Here is a 16199-nt window from a genome sequence, read left to right on the forward strand (position 1 = left end):
CCCGGCTGATCCCGGGCTGCTGCCGTTGCCGACCACCGCTGCCGTTGCCGACTACCGCTGCCGTTGCCGACTACCGATGTCTCGTCAACGGTCGTCGAGGTCGTCCTCGGCCTGGCGCAGCTGGGCGCCGTCGGGGTCGCGCAGGGCCGCGGCGAGGCCGTGCCGCCGTTCCCACTGGCCCGCCTGCCAGGCCAGCGCCCGGGCGAGCGCGTCCGTGCCGGCCTGGGCATCGACATGGATCTCGCCACCGATGCCGCCGACCACCCGCCAGGACACCCGGGTTCGTTGCCCGCCAGGGCTGCTGATCCACAGCTGCGGGTGCACGCGGTAGGTCGCCGTCAGCGGCCTGGCGGCGCCGGGGACGGCTGCCAGATCCGTGTCGATGTCGATGTCGGTGTCGGACGCGCCGGCGGAGCCGTCCGCGGCGGTCTGGTCGAGCACGGCCTGCTGGTCGAGCACGACCCGGCTCGCGGCGACCATCACCGTCCGGGTCACCGGGGCGCCGTCGAGCACGCGGAACCCGTCCAGCTCGGACGCCAGCCGCAGCCCGAGCACATGCGCGGCCTCGGCGGCCCGGTCCAGCGGGATCCGCAGGATCGGGTGGTCCGCGCCGAACGCGGCCAGCAGGTCGGGGGCATCGATCACCGCGACCTCGCCGGAACGGAACACCCCGATGGGAGTGCGCACGGTCAGCGGCGGGTCCAGCAGCGGGCCCGACCCCCCCGGTTCGGCCCCCAGCAGCCCGGCGGCGCTGACCGCCGCGATGTAGAGGGTCCGCGCCGCGGGCCAGCCGATCTCGCGGTCGGCATCGCCCAGCCGGTCGAGGAGGTCGACCACGGCCTCCGGGTCGGTGAGGACGTCATCCAGGGCCAGGCGACAGCCGAGCCGGCGCAGGAACTCCTCGTCCACTCCGGGCAACGGCGCAGCCGGCGCGAACAGCCCGGTGAGGAGAGGGTCCGCGCCAGGCAGGACCAGTTCCCCCGGCGGGAGCCAGGTATCCGAACCGTCGCCTGTCGGGAGCAGGACGTGCCGTGCCAGCCACCAGCGGGTGTAGGACGGCTCGGGGCCGAGCACGACCCTCCGCAGCGGCGGGCGCGCCAGTTCGGCGAGTGCGTCGGGCCAGGCATCGGGGTCGACGAGCTCGAGGTCACGGACGGCCGCGAACCGCCCGAGAACCAGCGGCGCGCCCGGAACGACTGGCACACCCTGGAGCGTCGGAGCCCCTGGGCCGCCCGTGGCCCGTTCGGAGGACTCGTAGACCTCCTCCACCCAGGTGTCGCTGTCATCCAGCTCGAGCAGGACAGGCTCGTCGGGGTCGAGGGTGACATCCTTCGCGCGGAGCACGCCGAACGTACGCAGGACGCCGACGGCTTCCAGGACCTCGCCCGGCCAGGCCTCGCCGTAGCGGGGGGCGAGCGTCCCGAACGGGGCGTCGTCGGCCAGCAGCAGGTCGAGCTGCCCGTCCGCGACGACCAGCTCGGCGGCCGGAGCGAAACCACCACCCAGTTCGGGGAGCAGCAGTCCGGACAGCCACGACGGGACACGCACCCGCCCGGGCCCGAAGCCTTCCGTCTCCACGCCGGGGCCGCCCGGCTCCTCCCCGTCCCCGTCGCCAGCGCCAGCGCCAGCGCCAGCGCCGTCGCCGTCGCCGTCATGGCCGCCCGCCGCGAGAGCGCCGCGGACCAGCGCCAGCACGCCGTCGGCCAGCGCGTGGAGCTCGTCGGGATCGTCGTCGGGATCCGAACGGGTGACGGCCTCCCGCACCGCGGGGTCCCGCAGGACCCCGGCCGGGGTGCCGTCCGCCGAACCCAGGGTGCGTAGCGCGTCGCGCGCTGCATCCGTGCAGGCATCGGGATGGACGACGCGCAACGGCAGGCCCGAGCGGGCGAGGGCGACGACGTCCAGCTCGGGGGTGGGAAGCAGCGCGCCGCGTGGCCCGGTCACCATCCGGCTGGGGGGTGTCGTCGTCGCGTCCGGCGAGGCCTCCCCGCTCCCCGGTCCCGGGGTGACCCGGCCGGGGCCGGTGCCGGCCGGGCCGGGCTCCCCGAAGGCCGAGGCACGCCTGAGATCGTCGAGGTCGGGCACGTCCACCACCGGGATGGGCAGTGCGCCGAGCGCGTCCCGATCCGGTGCGGTGAGCAGCAGCGGGTACAGGCCCGCCCACCATGACGGCGCCCGGTGCACGCCGCGGAGCACCTCCACGACCCCGCTGGTGTCCAGGCGCCGGACGCCGAGCAGGTCGAGCGCCGGTCGCCGCCGGCGGACCGCGAACTCGGCCGGCAGCAGGCCGTCGACGACGATCCCCTCGTCATCGCCGGCTCCGTCCTCGTGGCCCGCTCCGTCGTCATCGCCGGCGCTGTCGTCCCGGGCGCTGTCGTCCCGGGCGGCGGCGGCCCCGGCGGCGGCCGGGACGTCGGCGCCGGTGCGCAGCAGGGCGGTGACGGTGTCGGTGGCGGGTCCCAGATCCAGGACGACGCAGTCCCGGCCCATCCGGCCACCGGGCAGGAACGGGGCCTCCGGCAGGAGCGCGAGCAGGCGGTCACGGAGCCGGCCGTCCACCTCGCCGCGCGGCAGACCGGTGGGGACGAGATCCAGAACCGCGAGCGGGTCCGGGCCGGGGTGGTCCGAACCGGCGGTGCCGAGATGGACCGCGAGCGCGGCCACGGCCGCGGCGAGGCGGTCCGTGAGCCAGTCCCGCAGCGGGCCGGGGACGGTGTGCCGGCGAGAGGGGTCCAGCGGCAGATCGACGCTGATCAGCGCGGGGATGCCGACCGCCTCGTCGGTGGGCTGGGGGGCGCGGACGACCTGTGGGGCGCCGGCGGGCCAGCCGCCGTCCGGAACCATCGCCCGGGCCGTGTACCCCGTGCGCCCCCGCTCCTCGACAGGGCGGTCCGCGAGCAGCTCGGCGGGGATGCCACCGCGGAGCACGCACCCACGCCACCGCGTGCCGTCCACGGTGGCTACCTCGAGGTCGGATCCGTCCGGGCCCGGACGGGTTGGTTCCCAGGCGCAGCGGTGGACGCGGGTGGCGCCGTCCATCTCGATGACGATCTCCTCGAGGCCACGCAGGACCAGTGGGAGAGTGGGATCGAAGGCGGCGATCAGGGCGCGGGCTGTCGCGCGCGCGGCCTCGTCCCGCAGCGGCAGCCGGACCACGGTGTCGTACCCGGCGGGTCCGTCCGGTACGTCGATGAGATCGGCGGCCTCGGCGACTTCGGTGAGGTCGAAGGGCAGACGCAGCACGGGCACCGCCCCCGCCCGCCGGTCGAGCTCCCCGTGCAGCGCGGTCGCGTCCGTTCCGCGGACCAGATCGGCGGTGCGGCTTCGTGACCAGCCGACGCCCCGCCAGACGTCCGGGCCACCGTCGATCCGGGTGGATCTGGACAGGATCGACGGAGTGTCCGTCACCGCGAGCACGGCGGCGAAGCCGGCACCGAACCGCCCGACGGCCTCGACGTCGCGCTTGGCCGAGGCGCGCAGAGTCGACAGCGCCTCCACCCCGGCCGCGGTCAGCGGCGCGCCGGTGTTCGCCACCTCCAGCAGCCCGGAGCTCAGCCTGACGCGGACCCTGGCGGGCATCCCGGCGGCGGTGGCCGCGTCGACCGCGTTCTGGATGAGCTCGACCAGCAGGCGGTCCCGGTAGGCGCCGAGGGCGGCGTCCTCCTCGGCGTTCGCATCCTCCCGGAAGCGGCTGGGGGACGCGGTCCATGCCTCGAGGACGCGTGCGCGCAGCGTCGCGGTGCCGAACGGGATCACAACCACGGGCCCATCCTGGTCTGTGGCCGGCGGGCCGCGCCGGGAGGGGTGCCTACCATCGGCGCCGGGCAGGCGAGCGCCGGCAGGCGGCATGAACGCGGGGAGGGGTGGTCCGATGGCCGGCGGTGGTCGGGGAACGGGGCGAGGTGGCGGGGACCGGCGGGGCCCGGCCGGGCGGAGCCGCTCCACGGGGCGGGGCGGGGCGGGCGGACGACGGCTGACAGACGGCCGGGTGCGGTCGGCGGGCGCCGATCCGGATCTCGCCCGCACGCTCGCCGAGCAGTGGACGGCCGTCGCAGACCATGTGGACCTGCTGTCCGACGAACAGGTCGTCGGGCCGGCGGCAACTCCCGGGCTGACCATGACCGACCTGATCATCCAGGCCACCAGCCGCGTGCTCGCGCTCGACCGGGCGGTACGCGGACTACCGGCGTCTCCTCCCCGGGACGGCGATCCCGAAGCCGGGCGGCAGCCCGCGGATCCGCCCGGCGGGCGGCCCGCCGAGATCCGGGCCGAGTTCCGGAACGCGGTCGCAGCCGCGACCGCCGGCCTGACCGACACCGCCGGCCTGGCTGGTACCGCCGGCCTGGCTGGTACCGCCGGCCTGGCTGGTACCGCCGGCCCGACCGACTCGCCGCTGCCGCCGGAGCCGGAGCCGGGGGACGTCAGGGCCGGCGCGGTCGCGGAGGCGGTGGTGCTCGGCCTGGGGCTGGGAGCGACGCCGGTCCGCGCCGCGTTGCGTACGACAGTCCGCCTGATCACGGCGCTGCTCGCGCAGCGCGCCCCGGGGCACGCGGTCGAGCTGCGGGTGCCGCCCTTCGCGGCGGTGCAGATCGTCGAGGGCCCGCGGCACACGCGGGGCACCCCGCCGAACGTGGTCGAGGTCGAGCCGTCGGCTTTCGTCCTGGTCGCGACAGGCTGTCTCGGCTGGGAGGAGGCGGTGGCCGACGGCCGCATCCGGGCCAGCGGGGAACGGGCCGATCTTCGCTCGCTGCTGCCGCTGAGCCCACCGCTGCCGCGGCTGCCTGAGTAATCAGCGGAGCCACCGTGTAACCAGCGGAGCCACCGTGTAACCAGCGGAGCCACCGCCGGAGCCGTGTCCGGAGCGGCGGCCAGGCCCGTGGGCGCGCGGCGGCCCGGCCCGCACCTTGTCATCGGGCGTCGGCGGGTTTCTTCGACCGGCGGGACCGCGTTGGCTTTTGTCGTGCTTTCGCTGTGATTTCCTCGTGGGTCGGCGTCGGAGATCGTGCTCGACCGGCTGATCGGCGTCACCGCTGCTAGCGTTGGTTATGTGGGGAGTCGAGGGCGGGCGTGAACGTCGGGTGGTCCGAGAAACTTCTCGTGGCTGCCTGTTGATGTGAGCGTTGTCATGTGCGCCCGGGGTAGTACGACATCCGCCGTGAACCCGACCCGTTCCTCCCGACATCTCGGTCACCCTGACCTCATCTAGGAGACCTGGTGCCACACGTCGCAGACAGCGACGACTCCGCAGCCTGCCCGGAGTCGACCTCGGCCCACCCGCCCGAGTTGCGCGGCGGCTCCCGCCGCGGCGGTCCGGGGCGTGTCGGCCCGCTGCCGCCCGAGCTTCTCGACGACGATCCGGGCCCGCGCGACGCCTGTGGCGTGTTCGGTGTGTGGGCTCCGGGCGAGGACGTGGCAAACCTCACCTACTACGGCCTTTACGCACTTCAGCACCGCGGCCAGGAAGCCGCCGGCATCGCCGTCGGCGACGGGCGCACGGTTGTCGTCTTCAAGGAGCTGGGTCTGGTCGCCCAGGTCTTCGACGAGATCACGCTGTCGAGTCTTTCGGGGCACGTCGCCGTCGGCCACACCCGGTATTCGACGACCGGCTCGTCCACCTGGGAGAACGCGCAGCCGTCGTACCGGACGGCCGGGTTCGGTGGGCCGATCGCCCTCGGCCACAACGGGAACCTGACGAACATCGTCGAGCTTGCCAGCTCGCTCCACGAGCGCGCGGGCGGTCTCGGGGCGACCACCGACTCGGACCTGATCACGGCGATGCTGGCGGAGCATCCGGGGCCCACTCTCGTCGACGCCGCGCTCGCGGTCCTGCCCCGGCTGCAGGGGGCGTTCTCGCTGGCCTTCGCCGACGCGTCGACGCTGTACGCGGCGCGCGACCCGCACGGCATCCACCCGCTGGTCCTGGGGCAGCTCGAGGACCGGCCGGCGGGTGCCTGGATCGTCGCCAGCGAGACGGCCGCGCTGGACATCGTGGGCGCCCGGTTCGTCCGCGAGATCGAGCCCGGTGAACTGGTGATCATCGACGCCGCGGGCCCGCGCTCACTGCGGTTCGCCGAGGCGGACCGGCATGTCTGCCTGTTCGAGTACGTCTACCTCGCCCGGCCCGACACGACGATCGGCGGCCGGTCGGTGCACGCGACCAGGGTCGAGGTGGGGCGGCGGCTGGCGCGCGAGGCGCCCGCCGAGGCCGATCTGGTGATCCCGGTGCCGCAGTCCGGGGTGCCGGCGGCGGTCGGGTTCGCCGAGGCGTCCGGCATCCCCTTCGGGGAGGGGCTGGTCAAGAACTCCTACGTGGGACGGACGTTCATCCAACCGTCGCAGACGATCCGCCAGCGGGGGATCCGGCTCAAGCTCAACCCGCTGCGGGATGTGATCGAAGGCCGGCGTCTTGTCGTCGTGGACGACTCGATCGTGCGCGGCAACACCCAACGAGCGCTGATCCGGATGCTGCGCGAGGCAGGGGCGACCGAGGTGCACGTGCGCATCTCCTCGCCGCCGGTGCGGTGGCCCTGTTTCTACGGCATCGACTTCGCCACCCGGTCCGAGCTGATCGCCAGTGGCAGCGGCGTGGAGGAGATCCGCGAGTCGCTCGGCGCGGACTCGCTGGCCTATGTCTCGCTCGAGGAGCTGGTCGAGGCCTCCGAGCAGCCCGCGGACGCGCTGTGCCGGGCCTGCTTCGACGGCATCTACCCTGTTCCGCTGGCCGATGCGGACAAGCTGGGCAAGCACCGGCTTGAGTCGTTCGGCCCGGCGACCACGGAAGAGGTCATCGCCCAGGCGGTGCGGGCACGGGTGACACTCGGCATGAACGGGGCCGACCCGTCACCGGACAGCCACGACGCCGACATCGAGCCGGTGCCGCTCGTGCCGACCCGGACAACCGGAGGTTCCCTGTGACCGGCGCCGTCACCGATGGCGCCGGAGGTTCGGCGCGCTCGGTCTCCTACCGGGACGCCGGGGTCGACGTCGAGGCCGGTGACCGGGCCGTGCAGCTGATGCGTCAGCACGTCGCGCGGGCGACCCGCCCTGAGGTGGTCGGCTCGCTCGGCGGTTTCGCGGGCCTGTTCGCGCTGGACGTCGCCCGGTACCGCCGCCCGCTGCTGGCTTCGTCCACGGACGGTGTCGGCACGAAGATCGCTGTTGCCAGGGCGATGGACACCCACGACACGGTGGGCATCGACCTGGTCGCCATGGTGGTCGACGACCTTGTGGTGTGCGGTGCGGAGCCGCTGTTCCTGCTCGACTACATCGCCTGCGGCTCCCTCGAACCCGGCCGGATCGCCTCGATCGTCTCCGGGATCGCCTCCGGCTGCGAACAGGCGGGCTGCGCGCTGGTGGGCGGTGAGACCGCCGAGCACCCCGGCCTCATGGGAAACGACGACTACGACCTGGCCGCGACGGGGGTCGGGGTCGTCGAGGCCGACGCCGTGCTCGGGCCGGAGCTGGTCCGGCCGGGGGACGTGGTGGTCGCGATGGCGTCATCCGGTCTCCACTCCAACGGCTTCTCGCTGGTACGGCACATCCTGTTCGGTCCGGTTGAGCCTGACCAGCCCGGAGGCGTCTCCGCTGCGGGCCGGGAGCTTCTGGCCGGGTACGAGGAGGCCCTGGGCGGCACTGTCGGGCAGGCGCTGCTCGCGCCGACCCGGATCTACGCCCGGGACTGTCTTGCCGTGAACGCGGCCGCCCAGGTGCATGCCTTCGCCCACATCACCGGTGGCGGGCTCGCGGCGAACCTGGCCCGGGTGATCCCACCCGGCGCGGTCGCCACGGTGGAACGCTCCACCTGGCGCCCGCCCGCGGTGTTCGGCTTCCTCGCCGAGCGCGGCGGTGTCAGTGAAGCCGACATGGAGGCCACGTTCAACCAGGGCGTTGGAATGGTCGCAGTGGTCGCCGCCGACGACGCGGCGGCTGTGGTGCGTCTGTTGACGGACCGGGGGGTGGTCGCCTGGATCGCGGGCGGCATCGAGGCCCAGCCCGATGGTGGGGAGCCGCAGAGCGGTTCGGCGCGTCTCGTCGGCGCCTACCGCTGACAGGGAGCACCGCGCGCGGCCCGGGAGATCGGCCTGTCGGGATCGGCGGGACACGGTCTCTCGCGCCACGTGCCGCCCCGCCGTTGTGCGGGCGCCGCGCGCGCGCGGATCCGGACCGCCCCCCGCAACCGATGGTGAATGGTCGCAGGTCATTGCCGTGGGAGCCTCCTCGGCCGGAAAGATCCTGACCTTCGGAACTCTAGACCGCGACACCGACAGTTCCGCCCAGATCAGTTTCGAGGCCCGGTGTGCCCGTACAAGACGGGCGTACCGGACTCGACCTCCGACACCCATGGCCACCTGAGGCCAGGCGGCCATGGCCTGCCCACCCGGTGTCACCCGGAAGGGCGGCATCGGCCGGGGCGGCCCCGGACTCAGCGGGATGAGCGGTGCTCGTCCTCATCGTCCAGGTATGAGTCGTAACCGTATTCGTCATCCGAGTACGGTTCGTCGCTCTCGGTCTCCCGCGATGGAGTACCCGCGCCCAGATCCGCCTTCAACCGGTCGAGATCCATACTGGGCGAGTTGTACTTGAGCTCGCGGGCGACTTTCGTCTGCTTGGCCTTCGCTCGGCCGCGCCCCATGGCTCGACCCCCTCGAACATGACGACGGGGACCCGCCCCGGTGCTCTCACTGTCTCGTGCTTCCCGAGACTACAGGGATCGCAGCCCACTCGGCACGCCAACCCGACAGTTACCTGTCGTCGGACAACAGAAAGAAGATCCCCGGAGGCTCCAGGGCGCCCCCGGGACCCCCTGACAGCGGGCACGCGGGCCCCCGGAGAGGGCATGGATGTGCTCATCGTCACGCTCTCCTGATCGCGGTGGGGCACCCGGCGCGGCGCCGGTGGCCGTCGGGCGCCCCGCCGGTCACGGGAGTATCGGGCCGGGGACGAGGATGCCCCGCAGACGGCCGATATCGGCCATCCGGCGCCGGGCGAACCGGCCCGCGGCGACCTCCGGCGTGACGCCCTCCGCCTCCGCCAGCCGAAGGACGTCCCCGGTCGTGTCGAAGATCCGGCCGGCGCGTGCCCTGGCCCGTTCCGGGGAGTACCCCTCGATCTCGTCGGCGACCTGGATGAGGCCGCCCGCGTTGACCACGAAGTCCGGCGCGTACAGCACGCCCGCGTCGGCGAGCACCTTGGCGACCCCGGGGTCGGCGAGCTGGTTGTTGGCGCCGCCGCAGACGATCCCCGCCCGCATCCGCGGCACGACGTCGTGGTCCAGCACGCCGCCCAGCGCGCAGGGGGCGTAGATGTCGACGTCCGCCCGGATCAGCTCTCCGGGGTCGGCGACCGCCCGGACCTCGGGATGCCGGGCCAGGACGCGCCGTACGGCGGCCGGATCGGTGTCGCCGACCAGGACTGCCGCCCCGGCGTCCACCAGGTGCTCCACGAGGCGCTGACCGACCTTGCCGACCCCGCTGACGGCAACCCGGCGGCCGGTCAGCTCCGGTGTCCCCCATCGGTGCCGGGCACAGGCGCGCATGCCCTGGAAGACGCCGTAGGCGGTGAGCACACCCGAGTCTCCCGAGCCGCCGTGGGCGGGCGACCGGCCTGTCGCCCAGCGGGTCTCACGGGCCACCACGTCCATGTCCTCGACGTAGGTACCCACGTCGCAGGCGGTGATGTACCGGCCGCCGAGGGAGGCGACGAACCGCCCGTAGGCCCGCAGCAGCGCCTCGCTCTTGTCGCGCGACGGGTCGCCGAGGATCACCGCCTTGCCGCCGCCGAGATCCAGGCCGGCGCAGGCGGCCTTGTAGGCCATCGCGCGGGAGAGTGCGAGGGCGTCGGCCAGTGCGGACGCCTCGTCCGGATAGGCGTGGAACCGGGTGCCGCCGAGCGCCGGCCCGAGCGCGGTCGAGTAGACCGCGATGATGGCGCGCAGGCCACTGGCCTGATCGGAGCAGAACATCACCTGCTCGTGCTCCGCGCCGGCGCCGAACACCGATGAGGCCACCGTGGGCGTGTCGACCTCCGATGACATGGCTGCCTCTCCTCTCCGCGGGCGGTGCGGTGCGGTGCGGTGTGCGGGCCGCGGAGGGGGCGGGGCAGGGCGCGGGGCCGCGGGCTCCGCCAGTCGTTTCCGGCCGAACATACGGGCCTCCCGCTTCGCCTCCCGCCGCGCCGGCGCGCAGCGCGCGCACGCGGCCACCCCCCGTCCGCGCGAGGGCAGTGGCCTTTCGGTGGGTGGGCGGCACCCGCCCGGAAACAGTTCACCGGGCCAGGCCGGCGAGATGCCGGACCTCTCACCGCCGTCCGGCCCGTCCCGCCCCTGGTCCGTGCCAGGATCGGAGGCATGCCAGCATCCAGGGGCATGTCAGCACCCGTACCGGTGCCCTGCCGGCGGGCGACCGGTCCGGTCGCCGCCGTGCCGGCAGCCAGTCCCGCCCATGCCGGGTTCTAGGGTGCCCGTCGTCTCGCCCGCGGCGTACCTGCGGATCTACGAGCCACTGGCGGCCTTCCCGCCCTCCGACCGGGTGCGGTGGCAGCGCTACGCCGCGTCCGGCCCGCCCTCGAGCCGTGCGGGTGCCCGGCGCGAACGGGTGGTGGCGCTGGTGGCCACCGTCCGGCCGTCGCTGGATGTCGCCGACGAGTCCGCGTTCATCCAGTGGGTGGACGGACTGATGTTCGTCTGCCCGTGGTCGACGCAGCTGCGCGTGTGGCAGGCGGCCAGGGAGTTCCGGGGGCAGATGCCGGAGCGGGTCGCGGAGGCGTTCCTGCCGCGCCGGCTGGCGGACCCGGCCGAGGTCGAGCTCGATCGGTGGAAGGCGCGCCGGCCCGAGATCAAGCTGCATGTCCAGACCTGTACCTGGATGGTGCCCCCGACCTGGTTCGTGCTGTTCGACCCGGCCGAGCGCGCACTGATCACCGGCGACAACGCCGACCGTTCCATGATCTATCGGACGACGATGAGCCTCGCCCGCCGCCGGATCGGCCGCGCGGTGGAGGCGATGGAGACCCTCCGGTCGGGGACCGCGAACGTCCCCGCGATCGAAGGCGTCGCCGAGCTGGCCCGTTGGCTGGGGTCCTTCCATCCGCAGAGCAGGGTTGAACTGGACTACGACGGACTAGTTGACCTGCTCGACGACGACATGCTTCGACGGGACACCTCGGTCGAGGACATCGTCGAAGCGGTCAGTGCGTTACGCCGAGGGCGAACAGACCTTGCGGTCGAGGCGTACGAACGCGTGCTGATCAGGTGGAGACCCCTGCAGTCACGGGAATCCGCCAGCTGATCGGCGCCTCCTGTTAGCGCAGCGTTGCACTCCGCTTCGGACGAGCTGTGACTAGTCAGCAGATGGTCCTGACGTGCCATGTCCGAAATGCCCCCGAAGGATGCACGATCTGTATGGGACGGAGCGACGCTCTGTGACGGGAGGCCAACGCAAATGACGACGAGAACGCCGGATGCCGAGCCGCTGCTGACGCCCGCCGAAGTTGCCACGATGTTTCGGGTGGACCCGAAGACCGTGACCAGGTGGGCGAAGGCCGGAAAGCTGACCTCGATCCGGACTCTGGGCGGGCACCGCCGGTACCGCGAGGCCGAGGTGCGGGCCCTGCTGAAGGGGGTTCCGAGCATCGGTAGCGACATCTGAGACCGGCGCCGACTCGGCGCTGATGGAGGCGTCCTGGTAAGTCCAGGCGTTCGGCGGCGGCCCGGCCGGGCTTCGAGCCCCAAGGCCGGAACCGCCACCTGAGCGGACGTCCCATAGCGATATTTTCCACCGCTCCGGGAGGGCGGTGGTGGTTCGCGTGTCGAAACCGACGGGCAGCAGCCACGCTGCCCGTCGGTTTCGTACGTTTTCGGCGCACGTGTAAGGATTAGACGTGTGATCTTGCGTCGCGCCGCGGCGCCGGTGAGGCTGTCCGCCATGGCAGGGGGACCGGGCGCGGCAGGGCAGGGCTCGACGGGGCAGGGCTCGACGGGGCAGAGCTCGACGAGGCTGGCGGGGATGCTCCTGCCGCTGTTCCTGGCGGTGGCGGTTCTCTGCGGCGCCTGCAACGGCGGCCGAGGCGGATCGGCCGAGCCTCCGGGCGGCCTGGGAGCCGTGCCCGCGCCGGTGGTCGCGACCACCGGCGGCGAGGTCCGCGGGGTTGTCACCGGTGATGTCGCCTCCTTCTACGGCATCCCCTACGCGGCGCCCCCGGTCGGGGATCTCCGCTGGCGGGCACCGGCGCCGCCGGTGCCGTGGCAGGGAGTCCGTGACGGGTCGGTGCGGGGCCATCCGTGCCCGCAGACCGATGCGCTGGCGGCCGCCGCCAGCGAGGACTGCCTGTTCGTCAACGTGACCGCCCCGACGGCCACGGTCGTCCCGACGGCCACGGTCGCCGCGGCGGGCACTACGAGCACGGGCGGCAGTACCGGAGCCAGTACCGGAGCCAGCACTGGGGCCAGTGCTGGAGTCAGTGGCGGAGCCAGCGCCGGTGCGAGCGCGACCGCTCGCACCGGGGAGGGCCGGCGGCCGGTGCTGGTGTGGATCCACGGTGGCGGCTTCGCGGCCGGCTCGGCCAACGAGGTCGACATGTCGGCACTCGCGGCCGGCGGGCCCGCGGTGCTCGTCGGGGTGAACTACCGGCTCGGGGCGCTCGGCCAGCTCGCGCTGCCGGCGCTGACCACCGAATCGGGCGGTGACGCCGGCTCCTACGCGGTCGCGGACATCATCGCTGCGCTGCGCTGGGTCCGGGACAACGCCGCCGCCTTCGGCGGTGACCCGGGAAACATCACGATCTTCGGTGAGTCGGCCGGTTCGGTGAACGTCTGTGCGGTGCTGGCCGCGCCGTCCGCACGCGGACTGGTCCAACGGGCGGTCATGCAGAGCGGTCCGTGCCTGTGGCCGTATCCCTCGATGGCGGCGGCCGAGCGCACCGGCGAGGCGTTCGCCGCCCAACTGGGCTGTACCGACCCGGCCACCGTGCTCGGCTGCCTGCGGGCCACCCCGGTGGAGCGGGTGCTCGACATGGGCGGCCAGGCGGATGTCCTGACCTCGCCCAGGTGGGCTCCGGTGACCGGGAGCCTGACCCTGCCCCGGCCCCCGGGGGAGGCGATCGCCGAGGGTGCGGCGGACCGCATACCGGTCATCGTCGGGACCGTGCGGGACGAGGGGCGTGCCTTCACCGCCAACTTCGACCCGGGTCGGGAACTGACCGCCGAACGCTTCACCCAGATCGTCCGGGAACAGATGCCGGACAGGGCGGACGCCGTCCTCGCGGCCTATCCGCCCGGCGCGGTGCCGCCCCGCGAGCGCCTCGCCCAGGTGATCACGGACCGGCTCTTCGCCTGCCCGACCGCCCGCTCGGCTGACCTGTTCACCCGGACCGGCTCGCGGGTGTACGGGTACGAGTTCGACGTCCCCGGCCTGACGCCGGTCATCGCCGGCGTGAACCCGGGGGCCACGCACGCCGCGGAGCTGCCCTACCTGTTCCCGACCGGATCATCCGGATCGTCTGGATCGCCGACGTCGTCCGGTCCCGCGGGGTTCGCCGGGGGACCGTCGGCAGGGCCGTCGCTGACCCCGGACCAGCGTGACCTGTCGGCCGCAATGATCGACTACTGGACCCGGTTCGCGGCAGCCGGTGATCCGAACGCGGCCTCCTCCACCGGCCCGCTGCCGATCTGGCCCACCTGGCCGGTGACGCCTATCCCGCCCTCACCCGACCGGCTGGTGCTCCAGCCGGGCACGATCGAAGCAGATACCGGCTACACCGCGGCACACCACTGCGAGATCTGGGGCTGAGCCCGCCGACGGCCGACCCGCACGGACCGGCCGTTTGCAGCGACCGCCGGCCGCTGGCCGTTCCTGCTGTTGGCCGTTCCTGCTGATGGGACAGCCCTCCTCAGACGCGGCGGGCCGGGCGGTATGCGGAACAATCGGCCGGTGTCGGCAGACAACCAGGGCGCGGCCACTACTGGCATCGGAAGGAGAGATCGCCAGCAGCTCCCGCGGCGGCTGACAGACGCGGACGTCATCACCGATCGTGATGGTGAACGGCGCGAGCGGACCAGGGTGCCAGAGCGCACGGTCGGTGCCCTGGCGAACAACGTGGCCTGGTTGGTGGGGGAGGCGGTTGTCGCAGCATTCGTCCTCGTCCTCGTGCTCGCGCACGCGCACGCGGTGCGTGAGGGCAGCCTGGTGTCGCTGATCCTGGCCGCGGCGTTCGTCGTCGTGGTGCGGGCTGGGGCGGAGTTCCGCGAACAGGTGCGGGTGGCGCGTCATGGGCTGGTCGTCGACGGTGTCGTCGTGCGCCTGTCCAGGCTCGGATTCCTGGATCCTGGCTGGAAGCGAGTCAAGGTGCGCTTCACCACCGCACAGGGTGCAACCCGGTCCTGCTGGATGACCGTGCGACCTGCGGGGGTGGGGGAGCGGGTGACAGTGCGCCATGACCCGTGGTGGCCACGGCGGACGGCCTGGGGACCGGCTGGAGGGGCACTGCTTTTCCTGGCCGTCGCCCGGCTTGTCCTGTGCTGTCTCGTCTATTTCCTGATCATCCTGGGTGAGATCGTCGCGATCGACGCGATGGGCTGAGACGCGCCGCGCACCCTGCGCACTCTGCGCGCCGGGCACGTCGGCGCCGTCCGGCATCGGGGGCGCCGTGCGCCGTGTCAGGTGGCCGCCGCCGCGGCGGCAGGCGGCGGCCGACGCCGGCCGTCAGTCCTTGCGGGGCGCGCCCGGGTAGGTGCCGAAGGACCACAGGTTGCCCTCGGGGTCCCGGGCGGCGAAGTCGCGTGACCCGTAGTCGGTGTCGTGGAGCTCGACGGTGATCCGGGCGCCCGCGGCGCGGGCCCGGGCACACAGCCCGTCCGGATCGGCGGTGACGACATAGGCGCCGAAGGTTCCCGGGCCCAACGCGAACGGGTCATCAGCACCGCCGCGGACAGTGCCCAGCATGATCCCCCCGCCCTCCGGCCAGGCGAGCTCGGCATGGTCAACACGGGCGGGGGATTCCGGCGACGCGGCGGTCTCGCCGTAGCAGACGATCTCTTCGAAGCCGAAGGCCGCGGCGAGGAAGTCGATCAGCGCCCGGGCGTCGCGGGCCCGCAGACAGGGCCAGACCTGGGGCGGGGGTGCGGAGTCGCTCATGATTGCTTCGGGTCCCCTCGTGTCGGTCAGGGCGATCGCAGTCCGATCGGCTGTGATCGGCTGTGATCAGCGGGGCCTGGCCGACCCCGGCCCGTCCAATACTTCGTCGTAGCCGTAGCTGCCGGCTTGGACGTTTCGGAACTCCTCGGCGAGCCAGCCACTCGGGGTGCAGCCGGCGAGCGCGCGGAACTCGCGGGCGAGATGCGCCTGGTCGAAGTACCCGCACGCGGCCGCCAGATCGGCCAGGGTCAGCGACGGTCGCGGCCCGCACCCGGGGCTGCTCCGCGTGCCCCGTTCAGCCGCCTGTCGGGCCGCCTGTCCGGCGGCCCAACCGGCCAGCACCCGCCTGGCCCGGTCGAACCGGATCACCCGTCCGGCGGCCTTCGGGGAGAGCCCGATCTCGGCCTGGAAACGGGAGCCCAGATGGCGGGTGCTCCAGCCGACCTCGGCGGCCAGCGTGGACACGGCGACGCCGCCGCCGTGGTGGCGCAGCAGGCTCCAGGCGTGCCGGATCTCGGGCCGCACCTCCCGGTCGATCCGGCGGTCGGACCAGGCGAGGCGGGCGAGTTCCGCGTCGAGAACAGCGAACCGCTCGGGCCAGCCCGGCGCCTCCCGCAGCCGATCCGAAAGGCGGCGGCCGGCGGTGCCCAGAACCTCCTCGGCGTGGAGGTCGTGTGCGGCCAGCGCTCCGGCGGGCAGCCCGAGCAGCGCGCGGACGCCGAGCGGACGCAGCGCCAGCTGGACGCCGGACTGGGCCCCCTGGTGGCTGATCAGCGCGGGTGTCATGTGCAGGCCGGCCACCAGGGAGTCGAAGCTCCGGGCAGACGGCGCCGGCACCGCTGGTGCCGGGGGTACCGCTCGTGCCGCTGGTGTGGGCGGTGTGAGCAGGACCAGTGGTTCGTCCAGAGTGAAGATCAGAGTCAGGGCGGGCGAGGGCAGGCCGCGGTGGGCCGCGGGGGGCAGGCCCCGCTGGCGGTACCCGCTGTACCAGGCCACGTAGGGGCGCAGCGCCGCCGCCGGCGCGATCCGGACGTGCTCGTCCACCTGCTCCACCGTCTCAGTGTCGACATC

Annotated in this window: 12 protein-coding genes; 7 read left to right on the plus strand and 5 right to left on the minus strand. The window is 73.4% G+C overall.

The features are described from left to right. Window positions 1-84: 84 nt before the first annotated feature. Window positions 85-3762, minus strand: coding sequence for a sacsin N-terminal ATP-binding-like domain-containing protein (locus B207_RS0112085; RefSeq protein WP_154675289.1), 3678 nt, complete (start codon window positions 3760-3762; stop codon window positions 85-87). A 226-nt stretch (window positions 3763-3988) separates the two neighbouring features. Here B207_RS0112085 and B207_RS0112090 point away from each other — a divergent pair, with 226 nt between their 5' ends. The 3 genes from B207_RS0112090 (at window position 3989) to purM (ending at window position 8048) form a co-directional block, all read left to right on the plus strand. Then, window positions 3989-4789, plus strand: coding sequence for a sterol carrier family protein (locus B207_RS0112090; RefSeq protein WP_018636795.1), 801 nt, complete (start codon window positions 3989-3991; stop codon window positions 4787-4789). A gap of 425 nt (window positions 4790-5214) precedes the next feature. Continuing rightward, window positions 5215-6915 carry an amidophosphoribosyltransferase gene (gene purF, locus B207_RS0112095; protein ID WP_018636796.1) on the plus strand — a complete coding sequence of 567 codons (1701 nt, stop codon included), beginning with the start codon at window positions 5215-5217 and terminating at the stop codon, window positions 6913-6915. Continuing rightward, entirely contained in the window at window positions 6912-8048 is a 1137-nt protein-coding gene (gene purM / locus B207_RS0112100) for a phosphoribosylformylglycinamidine cyclo-ligase (protein ID WP_018636797.1), read from the plus strand. The genes purF and purM overlap by 4 nt, the downstream gene beginning before the upstream one ends. Window positions 8049-8422: 374 nt before the next feature. Here the strand turns inward: purM and B207_RS0112105 are convergent, their stop codons facing one another. Continuing rightward, window positions 8423-8632 (minus strand): DUF3073 domain-containing protein, encoded by a 210-nt coding sequence (locus B207_RS0112105; RefSeq protein WP_018636798.1) that lies wholly within the window; start codon window positions 8630-8632, stop codon window positions 8423-8425. A gap of 285 nt (window positions 8633-8917) precedes the next feature. Continuing rightward, window positions 8918-10033, minus strand: a complete 1116-nt coding sequence (locus B207_RS0112110; protein ID WP_018636799.1) for a Leu/Phe/Val dehydrogenase — start codon at window positions 10031-10033, stop codon at window positions 8918-8920. A 421-nt stretch (window positions 10034-10454) separates the two neighbouring features. On the opposite strand from B207_RS0112110, the gene B207_RS0112115 reads away from it, so the two are divergent. From B207_RS0112115 to B207_RS0112130, 4 genes are all read left to right on the plus strand, one after another. Continuing rightward, the gene (locus tag B207_RS0112115; RefSeq protein ID WP_018636800.1) at window positions 10455-11285 is read left to right on the plus strand and encodes a hypothetical protein; all 831 of its coding nucleotides are present in this window, start codon (window positions 10455-10457) and stop codon (window positions 11283-11285) included. A gap of 153 nt (window positions 11286-11438) precedes the next feature. Then, a complete protein-coding gene (gene bldC / locus B207_RS0112120; protein WP_006540950.1) occupies window positions 11439-11645 on the plus strand; it encodes a developmental transcriptional regulator BldC in 207 nt (68 codons plus the stop codon). 276 nt (window positions 11646-11921) lie between these two features. Next, window positions 11922-13784 carry a carboxylesterase/lipase family protein gene (locus B207_RS33620; RefSeq protein WP_230204979.1) on the plus strand — a complete coding sequence of 621 codons (1863 nt, stop codon included), beginning with the start codon at window positions 11922-11924 and terminating at the stop codon, window positions 13782-13784. Between the two features lie 141 nt (window positions 13785-13925). After that, entirely contained in the window at window positions 13926-14573 is a 648-nt protein-coding gene (locus B207_RS0112130; protein ID WP_154675290.1) for a DUF3592 domain-containing protein, read from the plus strand. Between the two features lie 123 nt (window positions 14574-14696). On the opposite strand, the gene B207_RS0112135 is transcribed toward B207_RS0112130, so the two are convergent. Both B207_RS0112135 and B207_RS0112140 read right to left on the minus strand, forming a co-directional pair. Continuing rightward, complete coding sequence (locus B207_RS0112135; protein WP_018636803.1) at window positions 14697-15128, minus strand: VOC family protein; 432 nt, start codon at window positions 15126-15128, stop codon at window positions 14697-14699. A gap of 66 nt (window positions 15129-15194) precedes the next feature. Continuing rightward, on the minus strand, window positions 15195-16181 hold the full coding sequence (locus B207_RS0112140) for an AraC family transcriptional regulator (RefSeq protein ID WP_018636804.1): 987 nt from the start codon (window positions 16179-16181) through the stop codon (window positions 15195-15197). Between the last annotated feature and the right edge of the window lie 18 nt (window positions 16182-16199).

It is taken from the genome of Parafrankia elaeagni (assembly GCF_000374165.1).
Lineage (GTDB): Bacteria > Actinomycetota > Actinomycetes > Frankiales > Frankiaceae > Parafrankia > Parafrankia elaeagni.